The following is a 21,127-nucleotide window of genomic DNA, read 5'->3' as shown; positions in this document are numbered from 1 at the left end:
CCGGAGAGGAAGCGGGGGATTTGTGTGTCACAAGGCTTGGTGGTGGCCAGGGTGCAACAAGGAAGCATAGCGGATGAACTGGAGATACGGCCCGGAGACGAGATTCTCTCTGTTGACGGGCGAGAAATTAAAGATATTATCGACTTTCAGTACCTGACGGCTGAGGATGTTTATACGATTCTGGTGAGGGATCGGGACGGAGACATTGTGGAATGCGAGATTGAACGGGAGCCGGGCGAAAACCTCGGTCTGGAGTTCCGGGGAGTCGGAGCGGAGGGACTGAAATTCTGCCGTAATCACTGCGTTTTCTGCTTCGTGGCGCAAATGCCGCCCGGCTTGCGGCCGACGCTCTATGCCCGCGACGACGATTATCGCCTCTCTGTGACTCAGGGGAGTTTCATCACTTTATCCAATCTGACGGACGGGGAGTTCGAACGCATTCTCAAGTTTCATTTAAGCCCCCTCTACATATCCGTGCACGCCTGGGATGCCGAAGCGCGCAGGACGATGATGCGGAATCCGCGCACCGGGGATATCAGCAAGCAGCTGACCCGTCTGGCCGAGGGCGGGATCACACTCCATACCCAAATCGTCCTGGTACCCGGTTATAATGACGCTCAAGTGCTGGAAGAAACCGTGCGCAATCTGGCCGCTTTATTTCCGGCTGTGCAATCGATTGGGGTGGTTCCCGTCGGTTTGACCCGTTTTCGGGCCGGTCTGCCTCCGCTTCGCCCTTGCACCGCGGAGGAGGCGCTGAAGGTGCTGAGAGCCGGGGAAGCCTGGCAGCAGGAGTTTCAGGCCAGATACGGACGGCATCTGGTTTACTTGGCCGACGAGTTTTACGTGTCGGCCGGTCGGGAATTTCCGGGAGCAGAAATTTACGATGATTTTCCCCAGCTGGAAAACGGGGTGGGCATGGCGAGCAAATTCCAAGCCGAGATTGAGAGTGTTTGGCAAGACCTGCCCGAGAGAGTGCCGCCCCGCCGCCTGCACCTCATCACCGGTGTGTCGGCCCTGAAGTTCTTCCGAGACTGGCGGGACCGGTTGTGTAAACGCGTCCAAGGCTTGGACCTGCACGTGATCGGTGTGGTCAATGATTTCTTCGGGCCGGAAGTGACGGTGGCCGGTTTAGTGACGGCGTGCGACATCGCCGCCCAGGCTGGAAAGCTAAAGGGGGAGGATTTCCTTATCCCGGAAGTCATGCTCAAAGCCGGAGAAGAGCTCTTCCTGGATGAGCGGGACCCGGTCTGGCTGGAAGAACAGATAGAAGGGAACTGCATCGTGGTTAAAAACGATGGCAGGGCTTTCCTGAGAGCGATTTTGGCTGCGGAATGGGAAGGTGATGACATTGACTAAACCGGTTGTGGCTATCTTGGGCCGGCCAAACGTGGGCAAATCCACGCTCTTTAACCGTATTGCCGGCGGTCTGGTGGCGATCGTGGAAAATAGGCCGGGAATTACGCGTGACCGGCTTTACCGGGACGCGGAATGGCTGAATAGGAAATTCAGCCTGATCGATACCGGCGGGATTGAATTCAGAGATCTGAGCACTCCTCTTTCGGCCCAGATGCGCCGGCAGGCCGAATTGGCCGTGGAGGAAGCGGATGTGATCCTCTTTTTGGTGGATGCCCAAGCGGCCTTGACGCCCGATGACTATACTATCGCCCACCTCTTGCGCCGTTCGGCCAAGCCTGTTATCTTAGTAGCCAACAAGGTGGAAAACTTTGATAAAGCCGAGGCCGAACTCTTCGAATTGCTCGAACTCGGCTTGGGGGAGGCGGTCCCTGTCTCCGCCGTCCATGGGCTGAATACCGGGGATCTCCTGGACGCTGTGGTTGCTCAACTGCCGCCGGATCCGGGGGAGGACGCCGAGCCGGACGTCATTCACATCGCGGTGATCGGCCGGCCCAACGTCGGCAAGTCCTCTCTGGTCAACAGCCTGTTGGGAGAGGAAAGAGTCATCGTCAGCAACATTCCCGGTACGACCCGGGACGCTATTGATACCCCGTTCCGCCGGGAGGGCAAAAACTATGTCCTGATCGATACGGCTGGGATGAGGCGCAAAGCCAAGATCGCCGAACTGACGGAACATTACAGTGTGGTGCGGTCCCTGAGGGCGGTGGACCGCTCGGATGTCGTTTTAATGCTGATGGACGCCACGGAAGGGGTGACGGAGCAAGATAAGAAAATTGCCGGCTATGCCCATGAGTCAGGCAAAGGAATTATTCTCATCATTAATAAATGGGACCTGATCGAAAAAGACGATAAGACCATGAACAAGTTTGAAAAAGATGTCCGGGAAGAACTCGGTTTCCTGCAATATGCCCCGACTCTCTTTATCTCGGCCAAAACCGGACAGCGGGTTAACAAGATCCTGGAACTGGTGGATTTCGTCGCGGAACAGAATTCAACCCGGGTGGCCACAGCCGTCTTGAATGAGCAAATCCGGGAATGGATTCACCTCAACCCTCCTCCCACGGACAAAGGACGCCGCCTGAAGATCCTGTACGCCACCCAGGCCGGGGTGAAGCCGCCGACGTTTGTCTTTTTTGTCAACGCCCCCGAACTGATGCATTTCTCTTATCGGCGTTATTTGGAGAACCGGCTGCGTCAAACCTTTGGCTTTGAGGGTTCACCTCTGCGGCTCGTTACCCGGCAAAGAGAGCCTGAGGAAGATTAGGCGAACATGCCGTCTGCCCGGATCGGGGTGCGGAAGGAACGACCCGAATTAAACGAAACGGGGAACCGGAAAGAAGAGTGGAGAAGGAAAGTGAACGGAAGAACAGTATAGAAAGGGAAGAGAAGAAAAGATGGGCAATTATCCGGTCTTTTTGCTTGCCTATTTCCTCGGGGCTATACCTTTTGCCTATTTGGCGGGACTGTCCAAGCATATTGACGTGCGCAAGCATGGAAGCGGCAATATCGGGACGACCAACGCTTTCCGCCTGCTCGGGCCGAAGCTGGGGATAGCCGTCCTTTGCGGGGACGCGCTCAAAGGTGCTCTGGCGGCGGGGCTCAGCTACCATTTCTTCGGCCCCTGGGGCGGGATCGCGGGCGGTTTGCTGGCCATGGCCGGACACAGCTGGAACCCCTTTTTCCGTTTTCAGCCGAGCGGGAAGGGAGTGGCCGCCGGTTTGGGTATTATCGCGGTTCTCATGCCCAGGGTGACCTTGGCGGCCTTGGCTGTTTTCCTCATTCTGGTGCTGGCCACCCGTTATGTTTCCCTGGGTTCGGCCGCGGCCGCCCTGACGGTCGCTGTCTCGGTGCTGGTCCTGAAGATGCCGCTCGCCTACCGGGTGTTTGGGGTAGTGGCAGCCTCCGTGGTATTAATCAGGCATAGGACGAATTTTCAACGCATCCTCCAGGGTACGGAGCATAAAATTGGCAAGAGGAAACGTTAGGCTCTCAGGGAACGATGGCGTCAGTTTCCAATTGACTCAGTTTCCGATTGACTCGCAATTTGACCCGCGTTGACTGCTTAAAGGCGAAGTGTCTCAAGCAAGGAGAAAGGGGGCCTGAGTATTCATGGTAAAGGTTGCGGTGAACGGGGCGGGCAGCTGGGGCACCGCCCTGGCAGTGCTGTTGGCTCAGGCGGGTTATTCCGTCACTTTGATTGGCAGGCGGAGCGAAGAAGTTGAGGAGATGGGCAGGCGGCGTGAAAACGCCCGCTATCTCCCGGGAGTGATGTTTCCTCCGGATTTGCAAGTGACGACCGATCTTGCCGCCCTGAATGCTGATCTGGTCGTTTTCAGCATCCCCTCCCACGGGGTTCGGGAGGCGGCCCGTTTGGCCTCACCGCATCTCAGGGCCCAGACCCTGATCGTCAATACGGCCAAAGGCTTGGAAGAAGGGTCACACAAGCGCCTTTCGCAAGTGCTGACAGAAGAGCTTCCCGGACACCCGGTGGTAGTTTTGTCCGGACCGAGTCATGCCGAAGAAGTCGGCCTGAACATGCCGACCACGGTGGTGGCGGCGGGGGAACTGACGACGGCTCAGAGAGTGCAGGATCTGTTCATGACGCCCCGCTTTCGCGTCTATACGAACCCGGACCTGGTCGGTGTGGAATTGGGCGGAGCTTTGAAAAACGTGATTGCCCTTTGCACGGGAATTGCAGAGGGTCTGGGCTATGGGGACAATACGAAAGCGGCCCTTATGACCCGCGGCTTAGCGGAGATCGCCCGCCTGGGCACGGCCATGGGGGGAGATCCGTTGACCTTCGCCGGGTTAGCCGGAGTGGGGGACTTGATCGTTACCTGCACCAGCCGGCACAGCCGGAACCGGAGGGCAGGCGTGGCCTTGGGAGAGGGAAAACCTCTGGACCTAGTCTTAAGCGAAGTCGGGATGGTCGTTGAGGGGGTGCGGACGACGCGGGTCGCTCACGAATTGGCCCGGCTGAAAGGAATTGCCATGCCTATCGTGGAGGAGGCTTTCCAGGTCCTGTTTGCGGGCGCGGATCCCAAAGCCGCCGTGTCCAATCTGATGGAGAGAGGAAAACGGCATGAATTGGAAGAGGTGGCCGCCGTTCGATTACAGAGGGAGGCTGTAAAGCGGGTGTAATTTTTTCAGGTCGCTCCAGGTTCTCTTTCTCTTTGGAAAATGTCCGGAATTGTCCCGCGGGATATGCGCAAATTTCCAGGCACAAGTTTGGCATATTCCCCCAAAGCAGGCAATATACTTATACTGCTTAACGTGCTAGTCCAGTCACCGGGGACTCATACAGCCGCTAGGGAGGTGGAAGGGAGATAAGGTGGGGGCCCTTCCCCAATTTTGGGACAGCACTCAAAAGGGAGGGAATTTTAAGTGGAAAAAGTGGACATTTTTCAAGATATCGCTGAGCGCACAGGAGGCGATATCTACATTGGTATCGTAGGTCCGGTCCGCACAGGGAAGTCCACCTTTATCAAACGATTCATGGATCTCTTGGTCCTGCCCAACATCCTGGACGTGTTTGAACGGGAGCGGGCTAAGGACGAACTTCCGCAAAGCGGTGCAGGCAGAATGATCACAACCACGGAGCCGAAGTTCATTCCTTCGGAGGCGGTCAAGATCGTCCTGCGCGACACTATTTTCATGAATGTGCGACTTGTGGATTGTGTCGGATATGCAGTTGACGGTGCTGTGGGATATGAAACCGAAGAGAGTGAAGAACCCCGGATGGTTCACACTCCCTGGAATGAAGAAGCCATACCTTTCCAAGAAGCCGCCGAAATAGGAACCCGCAAAGTCATCACTGATCATTCGACCATCGGAATTGTGGTGACGACAGACGGCTCGATAACCGATATCCCTCGGGAAGCCTACCTCGACAGTGAGGAACGGGTTATAGACGAGTTGCGCCAACTCGGCAAACCGTTCCTGGTGGTCCTCAATACAACGCGTCCCTATGCGGAACATACCATGGAACTTTGCCGTTCCCTGGAAGAGAAATATTCCGTACCGGTGATCCCGGTGGATTGTCTGGAGATGACCCCGGAAGACATAACCCAGATTCTGGAGGAGATCCTCTACGAGTTTCCGGTGGCAGAAGTCAATATTAATCTGCCCAAATGGGTGGAAGAGCTGGACCCCAGCCACCCCGTGAGGGCAAGCTTTGAGGAAACGGTGCGCAAAGTCATTGAGAGCGTGCACCGGGTCCGGGATATTGAGCAGTCCTTGGACGGCCTGGCCGAGTGCCCGCATGCCGAAGAAGTGACCTTAAAGGAGATGAACCTTGGCACCGGAGTCGCTCAGATTGAAATGACGGCCGTCGAAGGGCTCTTCAACAAGGTCCTGGAGGAACTCACCGGGATCACCATGGAAGGAGAACACACGTTAATGCGTCTGGTTCTCGATTACAGCCGGGCCAAGAAAGAATGGGACAAATTATCCCCCGCCATCGAAGAAGTGCGCAATATCGGCTATGGTGTGGTCACTCCCCAGTTGGAAGAGATGTTCCTGGAGGAACCGGAGCTCGTTAAGCAAGGCGGGCATTACGGTATCAAGCTCAAAGCCAGCGCCCCCTCGCTGCACATTCTCAGGGCTGACGTGACGACCGAAATCACACCCCTGATCGGAACTGAGAAGCAGGCCGAAGAACTTGTCAAATACATCCTGGATGAATTTGAAACAGATCCCAAGAAAGTCTGGGAGTCCAACATCTTCGGCAAATCCCTGCATGACCTGGTGCGCGAAGGGATTCAAAACAAACTCTACAAGATGCCGGAAAACGCCCAGCACAAACTGCAGGATACGCTGCAACGCATCGTTAACGACGGCAACGGGGGACTGATTTGCATCATCATTTGAAATTCACTGACCGGACCGGACCTCTCAGCGTGAAGCTGAAGGGTCCGGTTATTTTTCCTGCTTTTGAGTTGCGGAAAGCCTTGGAGCAGGGGACGGCGTCGTCCAAAAGGGGAGTGACGGTCGGGGGAGGTACGCTGTGTTTCCGGAGGCTGCGAAAGGCAGGCTGTCCGTTTTCTTGCCAAGCAACGGCGGCTGGCCTATAATGAGGATGGTGAGTCGAGAGCAAAGGGATAGAGGGGAAGCGCATTGGTGATCAAGAGCAGGGATTTTTTGATTGTCAGTAAGGAGATTCTGCCGGAAGCAATTCTCAAAACAGCTCAGGCCAAAGAATTGTTGGCCAAAGGAGACGTCGATACGATCAACGAAGCGGTGGAGAGAGTCGCGTTGAGCCGCAGTGCTTTTTATAAATACAAAGAAGGGGTCTTCCCCTTCTACGAGGCGAGCCGCGAGAAGATCATCACGCTTTCCCTGATCCTTGAGAATAAATCCGGCATCCTCTCCCAAGTCCTAAACTTCATCGCCTCAGTCAGAGGAAACGTCCTCACCATCAATCAGGACATCCCCTTGCAGGGGATCGCTCACGTGTCCGTAGCCATAGAGACAGCGGGAATGTTGGACATACCCGAAAAGCTGCTGGAAGGGCTGGGCTCCCTGGACGGTGTGCGCAAGATCGAGGTCATTGCGCAAAGCTGAGGTCCGAAACCTGAAAAATAACCTTGCATTCTTGGCAAAAATGTGCTATTTTATATAAGCGTCGTCGGGGCGTAGCTCAGTTTGGTAGAGCGCTACCTTGGGGTGGTAGAGGCCGCACGTTCAAATCGTGTCGCTCCGACCAATAAAATCAGGCTCAAAACACATCGCATTTAGCGGTATTTGCTACAGGAGCGGCGTTCAAATCGTGTCGCTCCGACCAAGAAAGCCTTACAGGAAGCGGGTTTGAAGAAAGCCCGCTTCTGTTTATTTCCAGAGAGTCTGTTTTGACCACTAAATTTGACCACAATGGGGACGAGCTCAAAAAGGAATAGACAGGACAAGATGAAAGCCGGGGGCTATTTCCGGTTCCTCAGGGAAATAAAATCCATTAGGTTCAACAAAATTGGTCATACTACCTATCAGTGACTAGGGGTGATATGATATGGAGGAAGAAAAGGGAAGAAGTGAAGGGGAGAAAAAGAACCTGAGCATGCTCCTGAAAGGGCAAGGTTACAAAGGTCTGTCTTTGTCTCCCAAAAAGCTGGGTGAAATTGTTGTGCGCCCAAAAGTAAGGAATGGCAAAGTCTTGCTGGATAAAAACAACAGAGACCATCGTTACATCATGAACGAGGGAGAAAGCTTTAGCTAAAAATGAATACCTTCCATATTAGGTGAAGTTTTTTGGCTTGATGTCGCTTATGAGGACGCTCCCGATGAATCGAAAAGACGGCCAGTAATAATTGTTGCTAAAGCCGAAAATGAGTTTTTGATCTTAGTTGCTACCACTTCCGTTCCACCACATGATCCGCCAAAGTACCATGATCGGTATAAAATCCCTATAGTGAACTGGCGCAGGGCGGGCCTTTTTGAGCCTACATGGGGTCTGGGGTTCAGGCTACTTGAGCTTTCACGAGAGCAACTTAAGAGTTTGGTTACAGACAAGGATTTTATGGGAACAATACCTAAAACGGATTTTAATTTTCTAATCCAGCAGATTGAGTCAATACATAGCAAGGACTAAGCAGGCTGCCCTGCTTTTTTTCTTTTGCCTTACGGGGGTTGATGCTAGCGCATTGACGTAAGACCTTATCAATTCATATTGCTTCCTTGAAACACTGGCTCGATTAAGGTTGTAACCGAATTGTTGATTGATTTCATAGCACGAAAGGAGTATAATATTATCAGAATGTTACTACGAGGAGTTGATACCATGCAGATTAAACCGTCCGCAAGCATCCGGCAGAATTACAACGAAATCGCGGATTTATGTAGATCTACCGGGGAGCCTGTGTATCTTACGAAAAACGGCGAGGGCGATCTTGTGGTTATGGATATAGATACGTTTGCCCGCCGTGAAAAAATGCTAAAGCTGCGTGAAGAACTGTTGGCTGTCGAGGAGGATCGTCTGGCAGGCCGCGCTGGAACTACACCGGACGAATTAGACAGCTATTTAGAAAGCATTATTGATGAGGTGGAACATGGAAAAAAAGCCCGTATATAAGGTGCTTGTTTCTGACCGTGCCCGTCAGATGCTGGCGGGCCATGTTCGGTTTTTGGCACAGAAAAGTCCTACTGCTGCGTGTAAGATAAAAAACGACCTTATGGACGCTATTCGCTCCCTTTCCACCATGCCGGAGCGTTTTTCTTTTCTCAATGCGGAATTTATACCTCTTAACAAGTATCATAAGATGTTCGTTGAGAAATGGTATCTGATTCTGTATCAGATTAAGGATCAGAAGGTGTATGTAGACTATATCATTGATTGTAGGCAGGATTACGGATGGTTGGTGAGGTAGGGCAATACTTATGAATTTTATAATGGGTAGTAGCAAATTACATGGCTATAGCAAGGCTGCTCTATTTCAGCGTAACATGGTATTTATATTTCCTAAAAGTGACATAAACCCCACAAGAGTTTTTAGAATTGCTCTTGTGGGGTTTTGGCATTGGGGAATGGATGATGCCTTTACTTAGTCCAAGTGTAACCATGGTCGACCGTATGCCAGGTTATACCATTGACTGTGACCGAGAAGCTTTGGCCAGACCGTTTCGGATCGGAAGCGGGAAAACTCAGCTCCAGAGCGGACGAGGGTTGATCCACCCAGGTACGGCCTCCGTCTTGGGTAAAGAAAAAGACGTAAGCGGGGTGAGCTATCCCCCGTGGCACATCCGCGATTCGTTCGACTAAAATACCATCTTTAGAAGTAAAGAAGGCCGGTGGTGTCAAATCGAAGGTCATACTGGCATAATGGGCTATATTCTTGGGCACCGGTAACTCCTGGTGCACCCAGGTATGGCCGCCATCATGTGTAACAAAAATCCAGGGATAATTCACAGCCGGAACGTATCCCGTGATCCAACCTGTGCTGGTGTTCACGAAACTGAGACCGTTTTTAATTCCCCCGTAGGGCAATGTTCCGGCAGGCAGACTTGCTGATCCTGTTGCAGAAGTATGTGTAGGACCAGCAACCGAAATTTTGGTCCAGTTCTTGCCTCCGTCTGTCGTGTCATAGAGGTCCACAGATTCGCTCATCATGGCGCTTAGACCGTAGACCATCTTCCAGCCGCGATCCGGATTAAGAAACACAACTTCCGCCTTATTTCTTACCACGGTGCGATGGTTGGGCAACCAATCGGTATTTGCCGGTTGAGTTTCAGGCTGTGTTGAACCGCTGGATCCTGTGCTTCCAGGTTTGCTTGGAGAAAGCGTTGATGGCTGAGTCGGTGGTTGTGGCGTTTGTGGGGGTTTGCTGCCCGGGTTGCATCCAGCCAGTAACAGGCTCGCTGCTACAAGGGCAGCGGCGGCTGCAGCCAGCTTTGATTTTTTCATAATAATTCCCACGCCTTTCTTAAAATCATCGCACGGAACGGAAAGAAACCGTGCCTATGAGCTTATTTTCTTAAGCAGAATGGGTTCAACTGGCCCTCTCGGACTGCCGACAGTCCGAGAGGGCTGTTTGAGAGGAGTCTACATCGGCAAGGTCGGGCTGTCAAGTGCTACCCACGCCTTCAGCCGGTTATCAAGGGGGCTGCTGCCTTTCGTCCTCCTTCCCGTCCTGAAAAGTGCGGGGACTGGGCCGATGTTTGGTCTGATAGTGTTGGCGATGTTAATTCTAATAGTGAAGCGGAGATATGCAGGATTTCTTAACAGATTGCAGAATTTATTTGGAAAGTGGGCTGCGACAGGGTGAGTGAGAAGGAGGGGCAAGAACGATGGGATTGAGCATCTATCAGGTTGATTCATTCACAGATCGGCCTTTTTCGGGTAATCCCGCAGCCGTCTGCAGGTTGGTTAAACCGGTTGATGAGCGGTGGATGCAAAACGTCGCCAAGGAAATGAATTTATCGGAGAGCGCGTTTCTCCGCCAAGAGGAAGACGGGTATAGCCTGCGCTGGTTTACTCCAACCAGAGAGGTCGATCTCTGTGGTCATGCGACACTCGCGAGTGCGCATATACTTTGGGAGCGAAATTATCTGCCGGCAGAAGAGGAAGCCAGGTTTCACACCAGAAGCGGACTGTTGACGGCAAGGAAAGCCGCAAACGGCTATATCGAACTGAATTTTCCGCTGGAGCGGGATCGTCCGGCTGATCCGCCCAAGGGGTTGCTGGAAGCGCTGGGTGTACAGGCCGAGTACGTCGGGAAGAATCGGTTCGATTATATTGTAGAAGTCAGCTCTGAGGAAATAGTCCGCAGTCTGAACCCGGATTTTCGGGTACTGAGCCGGCTGCCCTGTGAAGGGGTTATAGTTACGGGCATATCGGCTTCCGAAGAGCAAGACTTTGTGTCAAGGTATTTTGCTCCCGGTTTGGGAATTAATGAAGACCCGGTTACAGGTTCGGCACATTGCTGCCTGGCTCCGTATTGGCAAAAGAGGCTTAACAAAGATCAATTTGTGGCGCGCCAGCTTTCGGAACGGGGCGGGCGTTTAACCGTTAGGTTGTCAGATCAACGGGTCCATATCGGGGGGCAAGCCGTTACGGTCTTTAAAGGGGAATTATCTGAGCGGACATTGCAGGAGGAGTGTTCGTCTTGAGCGCGTACGGCCAGATACTAAAGGGGGACCTTCAATGAAAAATGTATTCCAATCGCCTGCGGGGCATATATTGGGGAGCACTCCTTCTCCAGCTTAAAGACGCCTACTGCCGCAGCCTGTCCTGACGCAAGTGATCTGAACCATGCGAAATTGTTCGGAAAAAAGCAGGTGAAAGGCTGCTATCTATTTCATCGCTTGATGGTATTTCTGACATCGCGGTACCGGGTACCCACCCCTACAGACCCTATGAAGCCCCGGCACTAACGGCTGCTTCTATCGCAGTGAGTGACAGGTGCTCACAGTGTGGAATTTGTGCGCGGGAGTGTCCTGTCGGTGCTATCGACTTGGAAAACAGTGTCTTGATGGCTGAAGAAAAGTGCATCCTGTGTTGTGCCTGCAGCAAAGCGTGTCCGGAAAATGCCCGAACGCTCGAATCCGACGCAGCTATAGGTGTAGCCGTACGTCTCAGTCAACTGTCAAGAAAGGAACCGGAATACTTCTTCTGAGTGAGGAGACCTTCACCGATTCACAGGGAAGCGCCAGTCAAAGCCTTTCCCGGCACTCCTGGATCGACGAGAGTCAGGGAAAATCCCGCGGACTCTTTGCTTATTCCCAGAAATAGGGTAAGATACGTGCTGGAGCGGTGAAAGCACTATAGTGGGAATAGTAAGAAGATTGCGGAATAGAATAGCTAAAAGAGAGCAGAGAAAGTAGACTGAGGCGAGAGAGGATGGGACGCTGCAAGGCCCTCGGAGGTAGGAGAAGCCTACCTAAGATTAGTGAACAGGAGTGAGGGTTAATGGGTCAGACGATCGGTTTGGCCTTGGAGACAGTAAATAGGGAACAGCTCTAGAGGCTGGTTGAGAGGGAGGGCGAGGCAGATCCGGGTGGGCCATGGTCTCGATGCAGAGACGGCAGTATTACTGGCTGCTCAGCTCTTTGCGATTCGCGGCTTCGGGAACCCTTTCCAGCCAGCCTTGCTTAATCATCAGGTTGACGCCGTCTTTAGCCAAGTCGCCAAGTTCGGCGATAAAACGGCCGAAGGTCAAGAGGACGTCACTCCGGGTGCAGTTCGACAAAGCAACTCCTGCGCCCGCGATTGCATTAGCCGTCAACGTCGTAAAGTGGAACAGGATTAATTTGTCACTGAAAGGAGACTCGGGGGACTCTGTGACGAGGTGGTCGTAATTTGGCGGGGTGGACAGGTCGTCATCTTCCAGGATCTGAGAGAGGATGTCGATCTGTTTATCATTTATGAGGCGGCCGCGAGACAAATAATCTTTAATCAATTTAGATTTTGTGGTCTGTTCGAAGCCGGTCGTTAAGGTATTTCTCAAAGATCTGGAGATAATATTGACGAAAAGATGGTCTATTTCCAGAGCGTTGAGGGGTCTTTTATCCCCGATTAAACCCTTATAAAAACCCTGTACGTCATGAGTATATTCGACCCGGTCGGGGATGGGTATATAGGCGGCTTTCGGAAGGAGTCCTTTGGCCAGGAGTACGGCATGGCTCTTTTTGCTGATCGCCGTCGAATCATTTAAACAGCCCTCGAAGAACTGTTTCACGTCGGGACGGGATGAACTGGTATAGGCAAGGCCAAAGCCCAGGATAGCGTACTTGGCCATTAGAGTGGCATAAAGGAGCATAAACGTCTCGGAGTAAAGCGGTTTGGCCGACACGTCAAAGTCCTCGTCTGTAAAGCCGTGGGGGATGGGGAAATAAGCCGCCTGAAAGATAGCGGTTATCGTTTGAACGTGACGGACCGAGGCATCCAACGCGAACTGTAAGACCGAATGGATATCGGGGTCTTTCGATGTGGCCACAAAGTAGGGCAGCATGCAGGCTCCCATACTTTCTGCCAAATACATGCTCCACAGTTGACCGATTTCCGCCGCCGTGAGCTGAATGTTTTCCAGGTTGTGTTGAATGGCGTGGTAGGGCGTCTCCGAAGCCGTGCCGTTGATTCCCTGTTCGAGATTGTTCATTGCTTCCATCCTCCGTTATTGTGCAAAAGCTTCCTCGCGTAGCTTTCCCCCTTTTAGTTGGGATATTCCAATACTTTGCTGACACCTGCTCATAACGGAGACAAAGAAAAGGAATCTAGTTTCATGGAAACTCACAGGGCAATACAACCAGGGAATGGGTTCTAGATCGGATCAAAAAGTCCTCTTAGTTCTTGCTCAGATAGTTTGGACAGCATCGTTTCACCCGGTTGGATCACGGCGTTGATCAGCGCTTTTTTCTTGGCTTGGAGCGCGTTGACCTTTTCTTCCACGGTGCCCTGAGTGAGCAGTTTAATGACCTGGACCGCATGGGTTTGGCCGATACGATGCGCACGATCGGTAGCCTGGTCTTCGACAGCCGGGTTCCACCAGGGGTCGAAGTGAATGACCATGTCCGCCCCGGTCAGGTTTAAGCCGGTGCCCCCGGCTTTCAGGGAGATGAGGAAGACCCGGCCGGAGCCCGCGTTGAAAGCTTGGGCCATTTGGGCCCGGTCGGCCGCTTTGGTCGAGCCATTAAGATAGAAGTGTTCGATCTTTTCGGTGTTTAGATGGTCCTGGATGATCTCCAGCATCGACGTGAACTGGGAGAAAACGAGAATCCGGTGGCCGCTGTCGAGGGCATCGCCGAGAATCTCCCGGAAAAGCTGCATCTTGCCGCTTTCACCGTTGTAATGCTCGACAAACATAGCCGGATGGCAGCAGATTTGTCTCAGCCGGGTTAAAGCCGCCAGAATTTTGATGTGGCTTTTTTCAAAGCCGACGGCGGCAATTTCGCGGGCAATGTCCCGGCGGGCTTCCTGCAAATAGGCCAAATAGATCTTTTTCTGAGGTTCTGTCAAAGAGGCATGGAGCTGGGTCTCGATCTTTTCCGGCAATTCTCTTAGGACATCTTTCTTTAGCCGGCGGAGGATAAAAGGGTTGACATGCCGGCTTAATTCGGATAGTGGTTCCGGATTTTCCCCCTTGACGATGGGTATTTCATATTTTTTGCGAAATTCCTGATGTGACAGGAGATACCCCGGCATGACAAAGTTGAATAAGGACCAAAGCTCGGAGAGGGAATTTTCGATGGGCGTACCGGTCAGGACAAAATAGCCTTTGGCCTGGAGCCGCTGGACAGATTTAGCGTTCAGGGTTTGCGGATTTTTAATGTGCTGAGCTTCATCAAGAAAGCAGTAGGAAAACTCCAGATGGGCAAACTTGTCGATATCCCGCCGGAGAAGGGGGTAGGAAGTAACGATCAGATCCTGTTGACCGCTGCCGGCTAACTGCGCCGCTCTTTCGCGGGGGGTACCGTCAATGACTAGGACCTTCAAATCGGGAACAAATTTGGCGGCTTCCTGTTGCCAGTTATAGATTAAGGAAGTTGGAGCCACCACTAAAGCGGGGTCGGCTTGGGCGCCTTTTTGGTCCAAAATGAAAGAGAGAACCTGTAAGGTCTTGCCCAAACCCATATCATCCGCCAGAATGCCGCCAAGACCGAAAGAAGCGAGGGTTTTGAGCCATTTGAAGCCGGTTACCTGGTACTCCCGCAGGGTGCGCCGCAACGGCTGCGGGACTTCAAATTCCCCGTCCTGGGGTTCCAGAATGCTCTGAACCAGTTGTTTGAACGCCTTGTTGCGTTGGATGCCCGGTAAGTTGGCTTGACGCAGAAAACTGTCGATGTACATGGCCCGATATTTGGGCAGGCTAAGAACCTGCTTGTGCAGATCGGTGGGTTTAAGGTCCAGGTTGTCCAGCAGCAGAGCCACGGAAGCAAGCTCGGGTTGGTTCAAATCAAGAAAGGAACCGTCCCGCAGGCGGTGGTACTTTTTCTTCAGGCGCAGGGAACTAAAGATGTCCGCCAACTCATCCTGAGCAATATCGTTATATTGGAAAGATACCTCCAAGAGGTCCAGGTTTTCGTCGAGGCGAACCCTGCCGGTAAACGTGGTCGCGGAGCGGATTTTGAGTTTAAATTCATCAGAATAATAGATATCGGCTAGATCTCGAAGTTGTGGCAGACAATTCAGCGTGAAATCGAAAAGCCCGTCATCATCGTCACTGAGATGGATCATGCCTTGGGACACGGTGAAGGCGGCTTGTTCCAGGATGCCCAGGATCTTTCGTTCCTGTTCCACGGCGCGAATCAGGATAAAATCTTCGTCGCCGGCTGTCCGGCCGCTTGCCGCGGAAGCAAAAGGATTGATCACTTTGCCACCGTAGTGAAACTCCAGACGGGCGGTGATGCCGTTGTCTTCGGGCCGGTCAAAATAGATTTTCACCACAAGGTCTTCCTGATGAAATTTGCCGGCCAATTTAGAGTCAACGACCAGCTTGCCTGTCCGGTTGATCAGTGGCAGGGCCTCAGAAGCGAAAGATTCCTTTTGTCCGGGCGGGACGACAAGTTTGGATCGAGGCGCCTGCCGCAGAGCATTGAGGAGCGCGGGTAATGTCTCCTGTTGAAGGACCGGGACCCGGTAAATCTGCTGACGGTAAAGGTAGAAGCTGCCGTCGGCAGTCAGCTGCAAGGGAAGTTCTTCCGTTTTCAGGGCCAAAGCCAGACTCTGATTCTGCGGGGTCAAGGCGAACTCTAATGGCAGTTCTGACCGGTTAATGCGGGTTGATTGCTTGGGAAAAGAGTCGGTGGCCAGTTGAAAAACTTTGTCGCCCAAAGCGTCCAGAAATTTTCCGAGGTAATACCCGCGTAAAGGCAGCATTTTTTGGCTGAAAAGAGTGGTTGTATAATAAGGACCTTGCATTTCCACTAAAGCGATATGCTGTTCCCACATTTCCTGAAGCATCGTGATGATCTTCTGATCCTCTGGTTTAAAGGTGTGCCGGGCAGGGTCGTAAGTAAAGCTCCTGCCGAATTCGAGGGTCTTCCCTTTATGAACACAGGTGAGGAACTCTCTAAAATCTTTAACGAGGTAGAGGCGCCGCAAGCCCAGCCGCAACTGTAAGCGCACCGTTCCTATGGATCTGGGAGGAATGTCCAGCTCCACTTCCACTTGCACCGTCTCCCGGGGGATGTCCTCGCGCGGATTGGCCAAGGAGGCGAGGAGTTCGGTAACCATCCGGTTCTGCAGGGCCGGAGCGGGGGCTTGAGAAGCGAGCTGTTTCTGGGCGGTTTTTAAAACGGCCACAATGTGTCTGCAGGCTCCTGTGTGATCGCTATAAGAAAGGCAATTACAGCCATAGGACATGATTGAGCCGTCATGCCCTAAAGAGACCTTTACGCTGTAGAGAAAAGCATCTTTGACCGCGGCGAGGATTTCGCCTGTGCTCGGGGTGAAGGTGAAATTTCGGACCGTTTGCGCGCGATAATGGGCTATCCCCTCCTCGTAAGCCTTTCGGCTGGAGGCTAGGGCGAAAATGATATTATCCGGAATGTTTAGACTAGGCATGGACGAATACTCCTTTATTGGAATGGGGGATGTGGGTTGGAACGAGTTCAACTTTCCCCCTCGGACTGCCGACAGTCTGCTCAGGCTGTTTGAGTGGAGTCTACCTCGGCAAGGTTCAGCTGTCAAGTGGTACCGCGCCCTCAGCCGGTTATCAAGCGGGCTGCTGCCTGACGCTTTCCCTACGCACCGAGCAACCCCTGAATAGTCACGGCAGTGACCTGCCCCGCCTACGCTAAGAGGCGGGGGTTTCAGGGAGAATATCGCCGGAAGGTTGACTGTGCGGGTCATATTGTCTCTTGGTGGCGGCTTGTAATTCCTTGTGGCTAATCCATTTTCCACGGGTCTGATGATGGGACTTGGCGGCCTTTAAGCAACCGTTCCAAGCGCGTCCCGACTCCTTGGACCACCTGCCCTATTTAGAGGCAAAAAAAGGAGCCCGGGGGATGGGGCATCTTTCTTGGCAGGCTTTACATGCCGAAAGACCGTTCCCCCCAGAGGTTGGGCCGGCTGCGGGAAATAGGGCCCGTGAGAGAGCGTTGAGAGCGGCGAAAGGCTCATGGGGCGGCAAGTTCTTCCTTGTTTTCGCCGTTGTCGCCGGCCGGCAAGTCAGGCTGGACATCCTTACGTGTTATTGCCAGGTAGACGACGAAAATGACGATGAAAAAGGTCAAGACGACGCTTGTCAAGCCCTTGCCATAGCCAAGCCCTCCGACAGTGCGGGGCATACCAAACCAGTCGGCAAAAGAGGCGCCGAGCGGACGGGTCATAACATAGGCGAACCAGAAAACGAAAATCTCATTGAGGCCGAAAAGCCGGTAAGCCAGCCAGGGCAGAAGAAAGAGAACGGTAAAAATCACGCCTGAGGAGAAATAGCCCCAATGAAAAGTCACAGCCGTCATATCTCCCGTCGCCGTTCCCATGGCGAAGGTAGACAGCACGGTCATCCAGTAAAACACTTCCCGCCGGCGGGTGCAGATACTGTGAATGGAAAGCGTCTTCTCAACTCTGGACCAGGTGAAGAAAACCAGCATGAGCACGATGGCGAAAGTAATCGTCGAGGCATAGTACGGTACTCCTAGGACAATATGGGTCACATCCGCTACCATCGTTCCAAAAACGGCAACCATGACAACCAGGAGCCAGTAGACATAAGCTACATATCTGCGAACGGCAAACTGAAGGATTAAGGCTGCGATAAAGCCAACCCCACCCAGGATCACCGCCAGGTAGGGGTTCATGTGATAGACCAGGTAATCTGAGGTGGCTTCTCCCATGGCAGTTGTTAATAATTTGACGATCCAAAAGTACAGCGTGACTTCGGGGACCTTTAAGACAAGCCGGCTCTTGTGCTGTAAAGCAACGGACAAGGATTCGCGCATGGTTCACACTTTCCCTTCGCTGAACTGATTCGTGGTCAGAACACGAACACTGTGATCGTAGCACAGGGCCTAGTCCGCAAGCAACAGGGTGGATTTCCGGGTTTTACAGCGCCCAGACACTGTAATTCAGTAATAAGACAGAAGGGCTGGCACTACATTAAGGTGACGCAAAATCCTTGGTCTAGCCGCACAGGCAGGGGCAGCAGGTTGATCCCCCGGAGCCATCGATGTGCCGGTTGTTTGGAGGTGTTGTTCGATAGGTTAGTTGTTCGGCGCGTTGGAAGATTAAAATTGACACACACTGCGGGTAATTGCAGGAATATTCGGACTACACAGCGAAACTCTATAGAGTGCCAAGTGGAGAGAGTGGGTTGGGAGCAACTTTGAGAACGTCAGGGAGGGGCGGATCATGGAATGTCCACGCTGCGGCGTCTATGTCGTTGCGGCAAATCCCAAGTGCTGGAACTGTGGCTTTGACCGCGACCAGGACGATGTCAAGACCAAAGGTGAGAAGAGACCGGGAACTCAGCCGGTCGGCGGAACGAACTGGTTTGTTTGGCTCATGTTGCTGACTGTCTGTCCTGTGGGTTTATGGTTACTGTGGAAATACAAAAAACATTCTCTGCTTCTTCGGGTCGTCTTAACGAGTTTGCCGTTTTTCTTACTTGTGTCCTGCTTTGGAGTTTCCCACTATTCCTCTTACATCCAGAAAAAGGCCGAAGCCAATATCAGGCGCAGAATCGAATTTCGTGATGTTTCGGTTCGGAACGATGCCGGCTTGGGTATGGTACAAGGAAAAGTATTCAATCACGACGACAAAGCGCACAGCTTCGAGTTTAGGGTCTCTTTCTATAATCGAAAACGGCATTTGCTTTGTACGGCTTGCGGAATCGTTATGGGTTTACCGCCGAATTCTGCCGGAATCTTTGAGGCGGTCTCCCGAAAATGGCCGCAGGCAGCGGCCTATTCCGCGGCGGTCTATCCTGAAGTGCGAATCGATTCAGTGATAAATTAGCATCGATTGCCCTCAGATCACCCCGGCCTGTTTCAGTTTTTCAAAAACGCGCTGCGGATTCATGGGCAAGCGGTTAAAGGCTGCGCCGGTGGCGGCCAGGACGGCATTGCGAATGGCGGGAGCGGGGCTGAGTGTCGGGGGTTCCCCCAAAGACTTAGCGCCGAAAGAGCCGGTCGGCTCGGCAGTCTCCACGAAAGCGACCCCGATGTCCGGGGTATCCATGATCGTCGGCAGTTTATAATCCAAGAGATTGTTGTTCAAGGGTCTGCCCGTCTTTTCGTCGAAAAGCAGCTGTTCGGAAAGGGCATAACCTATACCCATGCTCACCCCACCGTGGACTTGGCCTTCCGCCAGGCGGGGGTTGATGATCGTGCCGGAGTCGTGGACATTGTAAATCTCAAGTATTTCGATTTTTCCCGTCTTGAGGTCGACCTCCACTTCGGCAAAGGTTGCACCATAGGGGACCGCGTTCACGCGGGCATTATTGCTGACATCCGCCGTGATGGGCTGAGCGAATACAGTGTCATAATAAGTGTTGAGGGCCGCTTCGGCGAGAGGAAGGACCGTTTCTCCGGAATGCTTGTAGACCACCTGCTCGTTTTTGAGGTCGAGGGCGTGAGCAGGAATATCGGTCATGCCCCAGACAAAATCCAGGATCTTTGCCTTCACGGCCTCGGCCGCTTTCTTCACGGCCATGCCGCTGATGTAGGTTTGCCGGGAAGCGTAGGCCCCGGTATCGAAAGGAGCCGTGTCTGTATCCTGCTCCGATCGCACGTGCACTTTGCCGAGGGGCAATCCCAGAACCTCCGCCGCAATCTGAGCTAGGACGGTATCACTTCCCTGCCCGATCTCGGCGGCGCCGGTCTGAAGCTGGACAGAGCCGTCCTGATTTAGGACTATGCGGGCTCCCGCGATCTCCAAACCAACGGGATGGGTGCCTGAGGCATAACTGAAGCAAGCCACTCCCAGACCCCGGCGTTTGTCCCCCGTTTGCCGCTCAAAGGCTTTTTGCTTTTCTTCCCAGCGGATCAAGGCTTTGCCTTTTTCCAGGCATTCGCGGATGCCGCAACTCAGGACTTTGTTATCGGATAATTCATCGATATGCCCGATTTTGATGAGGTTTTTCCGGCGGAGATCTATGGGATCCAATTGTATTTTCCTGGCGATGTCTTCCATGTGACATTCAAGAGCATAAACCAGTTGAGGTGAACCATAGCCGCGCATAGCGCCGGCCACCGGCAGATTGGTGTAGACGGTACGGGGCTCATAGCTGAGAGCGGGTACGTCATAGAGATAGCGATACTTGCTTCCGGCCGCCCCCGCAATCGAGTGCCCGTGGGAGGCATAAGCCCCGGTATTTGATATAGCCTCAATGCGAATGCCGAGGAGCCGGCCGTCTTTGGTGAGCCCGGATTTGAGTCTGAATGTAAAATCATGGCGCCGGCGGGTATCCATCATGCACTCTTCACGGGTGAAATTCAGTTTGACCGGCCGTCCTCCCACCGCCAGGGTCATGGCGGCTGTCAACGGTTCCAGGCAAGCGTCCTGTTTGGCTCCGAAACCGCCTCCGACGTAAGGCTTGATGACGCGCACCCTGCCCCAGGGGATACCCAGGGCCTCTCCCACGATCCGCCGTATGATATGCGGAATTTGCGTCGAGGTGACAATGACGATTCGGCCCTGAGTATCGACATAAGCGTACGAGATATGATTTTCCAGATGACAGTGCTGGACCATGCTGGTCTGGTATTCCCCTTCGACGATGACGTCCGCTCTGCCGAAGGCCTGCTCCAGGTCTCCCTGGTGAAAGCCCTGGTCAGACAGGATGTTGTGGGGACAGTCTGCGTGAATGAGAGGTGCTCCTTCTCTCAGCGCGGCATCCGGCGTGAGCAACGCTTCCAATTCTTCGTATTCTACCTTGATTAGGCTTAAGGCCTCTTGGGCAATTAACTCATCCGCAGCCACGACGGCAGCCACGGCGTCGCCGACAAACCGCGCTTTATCTGTCAGGATCAGCCGGTCGGCCCGGTCGCGATGCTTGGGATCCAGGTTGAACGGATGCCCTGCCGTGGCAAATTTTATGTGGGGGACATCATGATAGGTGAGAACGGCCTCAACTCCCGGCAGGGCTTTAGCCTGCACCGTGTCAATCTGCCTGACCCAGGCATGGGCATAGGGGCTTCTCAATATTTTTGCCACCAACATGTCTCTCTCAAAAAAATCATCTGTGTATTTGGCTTTTCCGGTTACTTTGGCCACAGCATCAACTCGCTGGGCGCTCTGCCCGACAACAGAGTAAGCCATACTCATCCCTCCGTCCCTGCATTC

The 21,127-nt window shown here is 53.1% G+C and carries 17 protein-coding genes and 1 tRNA gene; 13 read left to right on the top strand and 5 right to left on the bottom strand.

The genetic code is table 11. From position 1 onward, the window contains the following. Positions 1-24 precede the first annotated feature (24 nt). The 10 genes from MNU25_RS13050 to MNU25_RS13000 all read left to right on the top strand — a co-directional run bounded on the left by MNU25_RS13050 (position 25) and on the right by MNU25_RS13000 (position 8,774). Positions 25-1,356 (top strand): DUF512 domain-containing protein, encoded by a 1,332-nt coding sequence (locus tag MNU25_RS13050; protein ID WP_240985469.1) that lies wholly within the window; start codon positions 25-27, stop codon positions 1,354-1,356. Next, positions 1,349-2,680 (top strand): ribosome biogenesis GTPase Der, encoded by a 1,332-nt coding sequence (der, locus tag MNU25_RS13045; protein ID WP_240985468.1) that lies wholly within the window; start codon positions 1,349-1,351, stop codon positions 2,678-2,680. The genes MNU25_RS13050 and der overlap by 8 nt, the downstream gene beginning before the upstream one ends. Positions 2,681-2,810: 130 nt before the next feature. Then, positions 2,811-3,401, top strand: coding sequence for a glycerol-3-phosphate 1-O-acyltransferase PlsY (gene plsY / locus MNU25_RS13040; RefSeq protein ID WP_240985467.1), 591 nt, complete (start codon positions 2,811-2,813; stop codon positions 3,399-3,401). Between the two features lie 124 nt (positions 3,402-3,525). Next, positions 3,526-4,557: an NAD(P)H-dependent glycerol-3-phosphate dehydrogenase gene (locus MNU25_RS13035; protein WP_240985466.1), complete on the top strand. Its 1,032-nt coding sequence runs from the start codon at positions 3,526-3,528 to the stop codon at positions 4,555-4,557. A gap of 243 nt (positions 4,558-4,800) precedes the next feature. Further along, entirely contained in the window at positions 4,801-6,285 is a 1,485-nt protein-coding gene (gene spoIVA / locus MNU25_RS13030) for a stage IV sporulation protein A (RefSeq protein ID WP_240985465.1), read from the top strand. 246 nt (positions 6,286-6,531) lie between these two features. After that, positions 6,532-6,978, top strand: a complete 447-nt coding sequence (locus MNU25_RS13025; RefSeq protein ID WP_240985464.1) for an ACT domain-containing protein — start codon at positions 6,532-6,534, stop codon at positions 6,976-6,978. A 65-nt stretch (positions 6,979-7,043) separates the two neighbouring features. Then, positions 7,044-7,120: transfer RNA gene (locus MNU25_RS13020), tRNA-Pro, on the top strand. 300 nt (positions 7,121-7,420) lie between these two features. Then, a complete protein-coding gene (locus tag MNU25_RS13015) occupies positions 7,421-7,627 on the top strand; it encodes a hypothetical protein (protein WP_240985463.1) in 207 nt (68 codons plus the stop codon). 561 nt (positions 7,628-8,188) lie between these two features. After that, positions 8,189-8,479 carry a type II toxin-antitoxin system Phd/YefM family antitoxin gene (locus MNU25_RS13005; RefSeq protein ID WP_240985462.1) on the top strand — a complete coding sequence of 97 codons (291 nt, stop codon included), beginning with the start codon at positions 8,189-8,191 and terminating at the stop codon, positions 8,477-8,479. Then, positions 8,457-8,774, top strand: coding sequence for a type II toxin-antitoxin system RelE/ParE family toxin (locus MNU25_RS13000; RefSeq protein WP_240985461.1), 318 nt, complete (start codon positions 8,457-8,459; stop codon positions 8,772-8,774). The genes MNU25_RS13005 and MNU25_RS13000 overlap by 23 nt, the downstream gene beginning before the upstream one ends. Before the next feature lie 170 nt (positions 8,775-8,944). Here the strand turns inward: MNU25_RS13000 and MNU25_RS12995 are convergent, their stop codons facing one another. Next, positions 8,945-9,808, bottom strand: coding sequence for a WD40/YVTN/BNR-like repeat-containing protein (locus tag MNU25_RS12995; RefSeq protein ID WP_240985460.1), 864 nt, complete (start codon positions 9,806-9,808; stop codon positions 8,945-8,947). A gap of 383 nt (positions 9,809-10,191) precedes the next feature. On the opposite strand from MNU25_RS12995, the gene MNU25_RS12990 reads away from it, so the two are divergent. After that, positions 10,192-11,013, top strand: coding sequence for a PhzF family phenazine biosynthesis protein (locus MNU25_RS12990; protein WP_240985459.1), 822 nt, complete (start codon positions 10,192-10,194; stop codon positions 11,011-11,013). A 281-nt stretch (positions 11,014-11,294) separates the two neighbouring features. Continuing rightward, entirely contained in the window at positions 11,295-11,519 is a 225-nt protein-coding gene (locus MNU25_RS12985; RefSeq protein ID WP_240985458.1) for a DUF362 domain-containing protein, read from the top strand. 414 nt (positions 11,520-11,933) lie between these two features. On the opposite strand, the gene MNU25_RS12980 is transcribed toward MNU25_RS12985, so the two are convergent. From MNU25_RS12980 to MNU25_RS12970, 3 genes are all read right to left on the bottom strand, one after another. Beyond that, the gene (locus tag MNU25_RS12980) at positions 11,934-13,001 is read right to left on the bottom strand and encodes a DUF3231 family protein (RefSeq protein WP_240985457.1); all 1,068 of its coding nucleotides are present in this window, start codon (positions 12,999-13,001) and stop codon (positions 11,934-11,936) included. Between the two features lie 161 nt (positions 13,002-13,162). Beyond that, positions 13,163-16,405 carry a DEAD/DEAH box helicase gene (locus MNU25_RS12975; protein ID WP_240985456.1) on the bottom strand — a complete coding sequence of 1,081 codons (3,243 nt, stop codon included), beginning with the start codon at positions 16,403-16,405 and terminating at the stop codon, positions 13,163-13,165. Between the two features lie 554 nt (positions 16,406-16,959). Beyond that, positions 16,960-17,784 (bottom strand): COG4705 family protein, encoded by an 825-nt coding sequence (locus tag MNU25_RS12970; RefSeq protein ID WP_240985455.1) that lies wholly within the window; start codon positions 17,782-17,784, stop codon positions 16,960-16,962. A gap of 409 nt (positions 17,785-18,193) precedes the next feature. Here MNU25_RS12970 and MNU25_RS12965 point away from each other — a divergent pair, with 409 nt between their 5' ends. Next, positions 18,194-18,799, top strand: a complete 606-nt coding sequence (locus tag MNU25_RS12965) for a hypothetical protein (protein WP_240985454.1) — start codon at positions 18,194-18,196, stop codon at positions 18,797-18,799. Positions 18,800-18,811: 12 nt separating this feature from the next. Here MNU25_RS12965 and xdhA read toward each other — a convergent pair whose 3' ends face one another. Next, a complete protein-coding gene (xdhA, locus tag MNU25_RS12960; RefSeq protein WP_240986841.1) occupies positions 18,812-21,109 on the bottom strand; it encodes a xanthine dehydrogenase molybdenum-binding subunit XdhA in 2,298 nt (765 codons plus the stop codon). Positions 21,110-21,127 lie beyond the last annotated feature (18 nt).

It is taken from the genome of Acididesulfobacillus acetoxydans (assembly GCF_902729405.1).
In the GTDB taxonomy this organism is placed as follows: domain Bacteria; phylum Bacillota; class Desulfitobacteriia; order Desulfitobacteriales; family Desulfitobacteriaceae; genus Acididesulfobacillus; species Acididesulfobacillus acetoxydans.
This window is presented reverse-complemented; position numbering and strand designations above follow the sequence as displayed.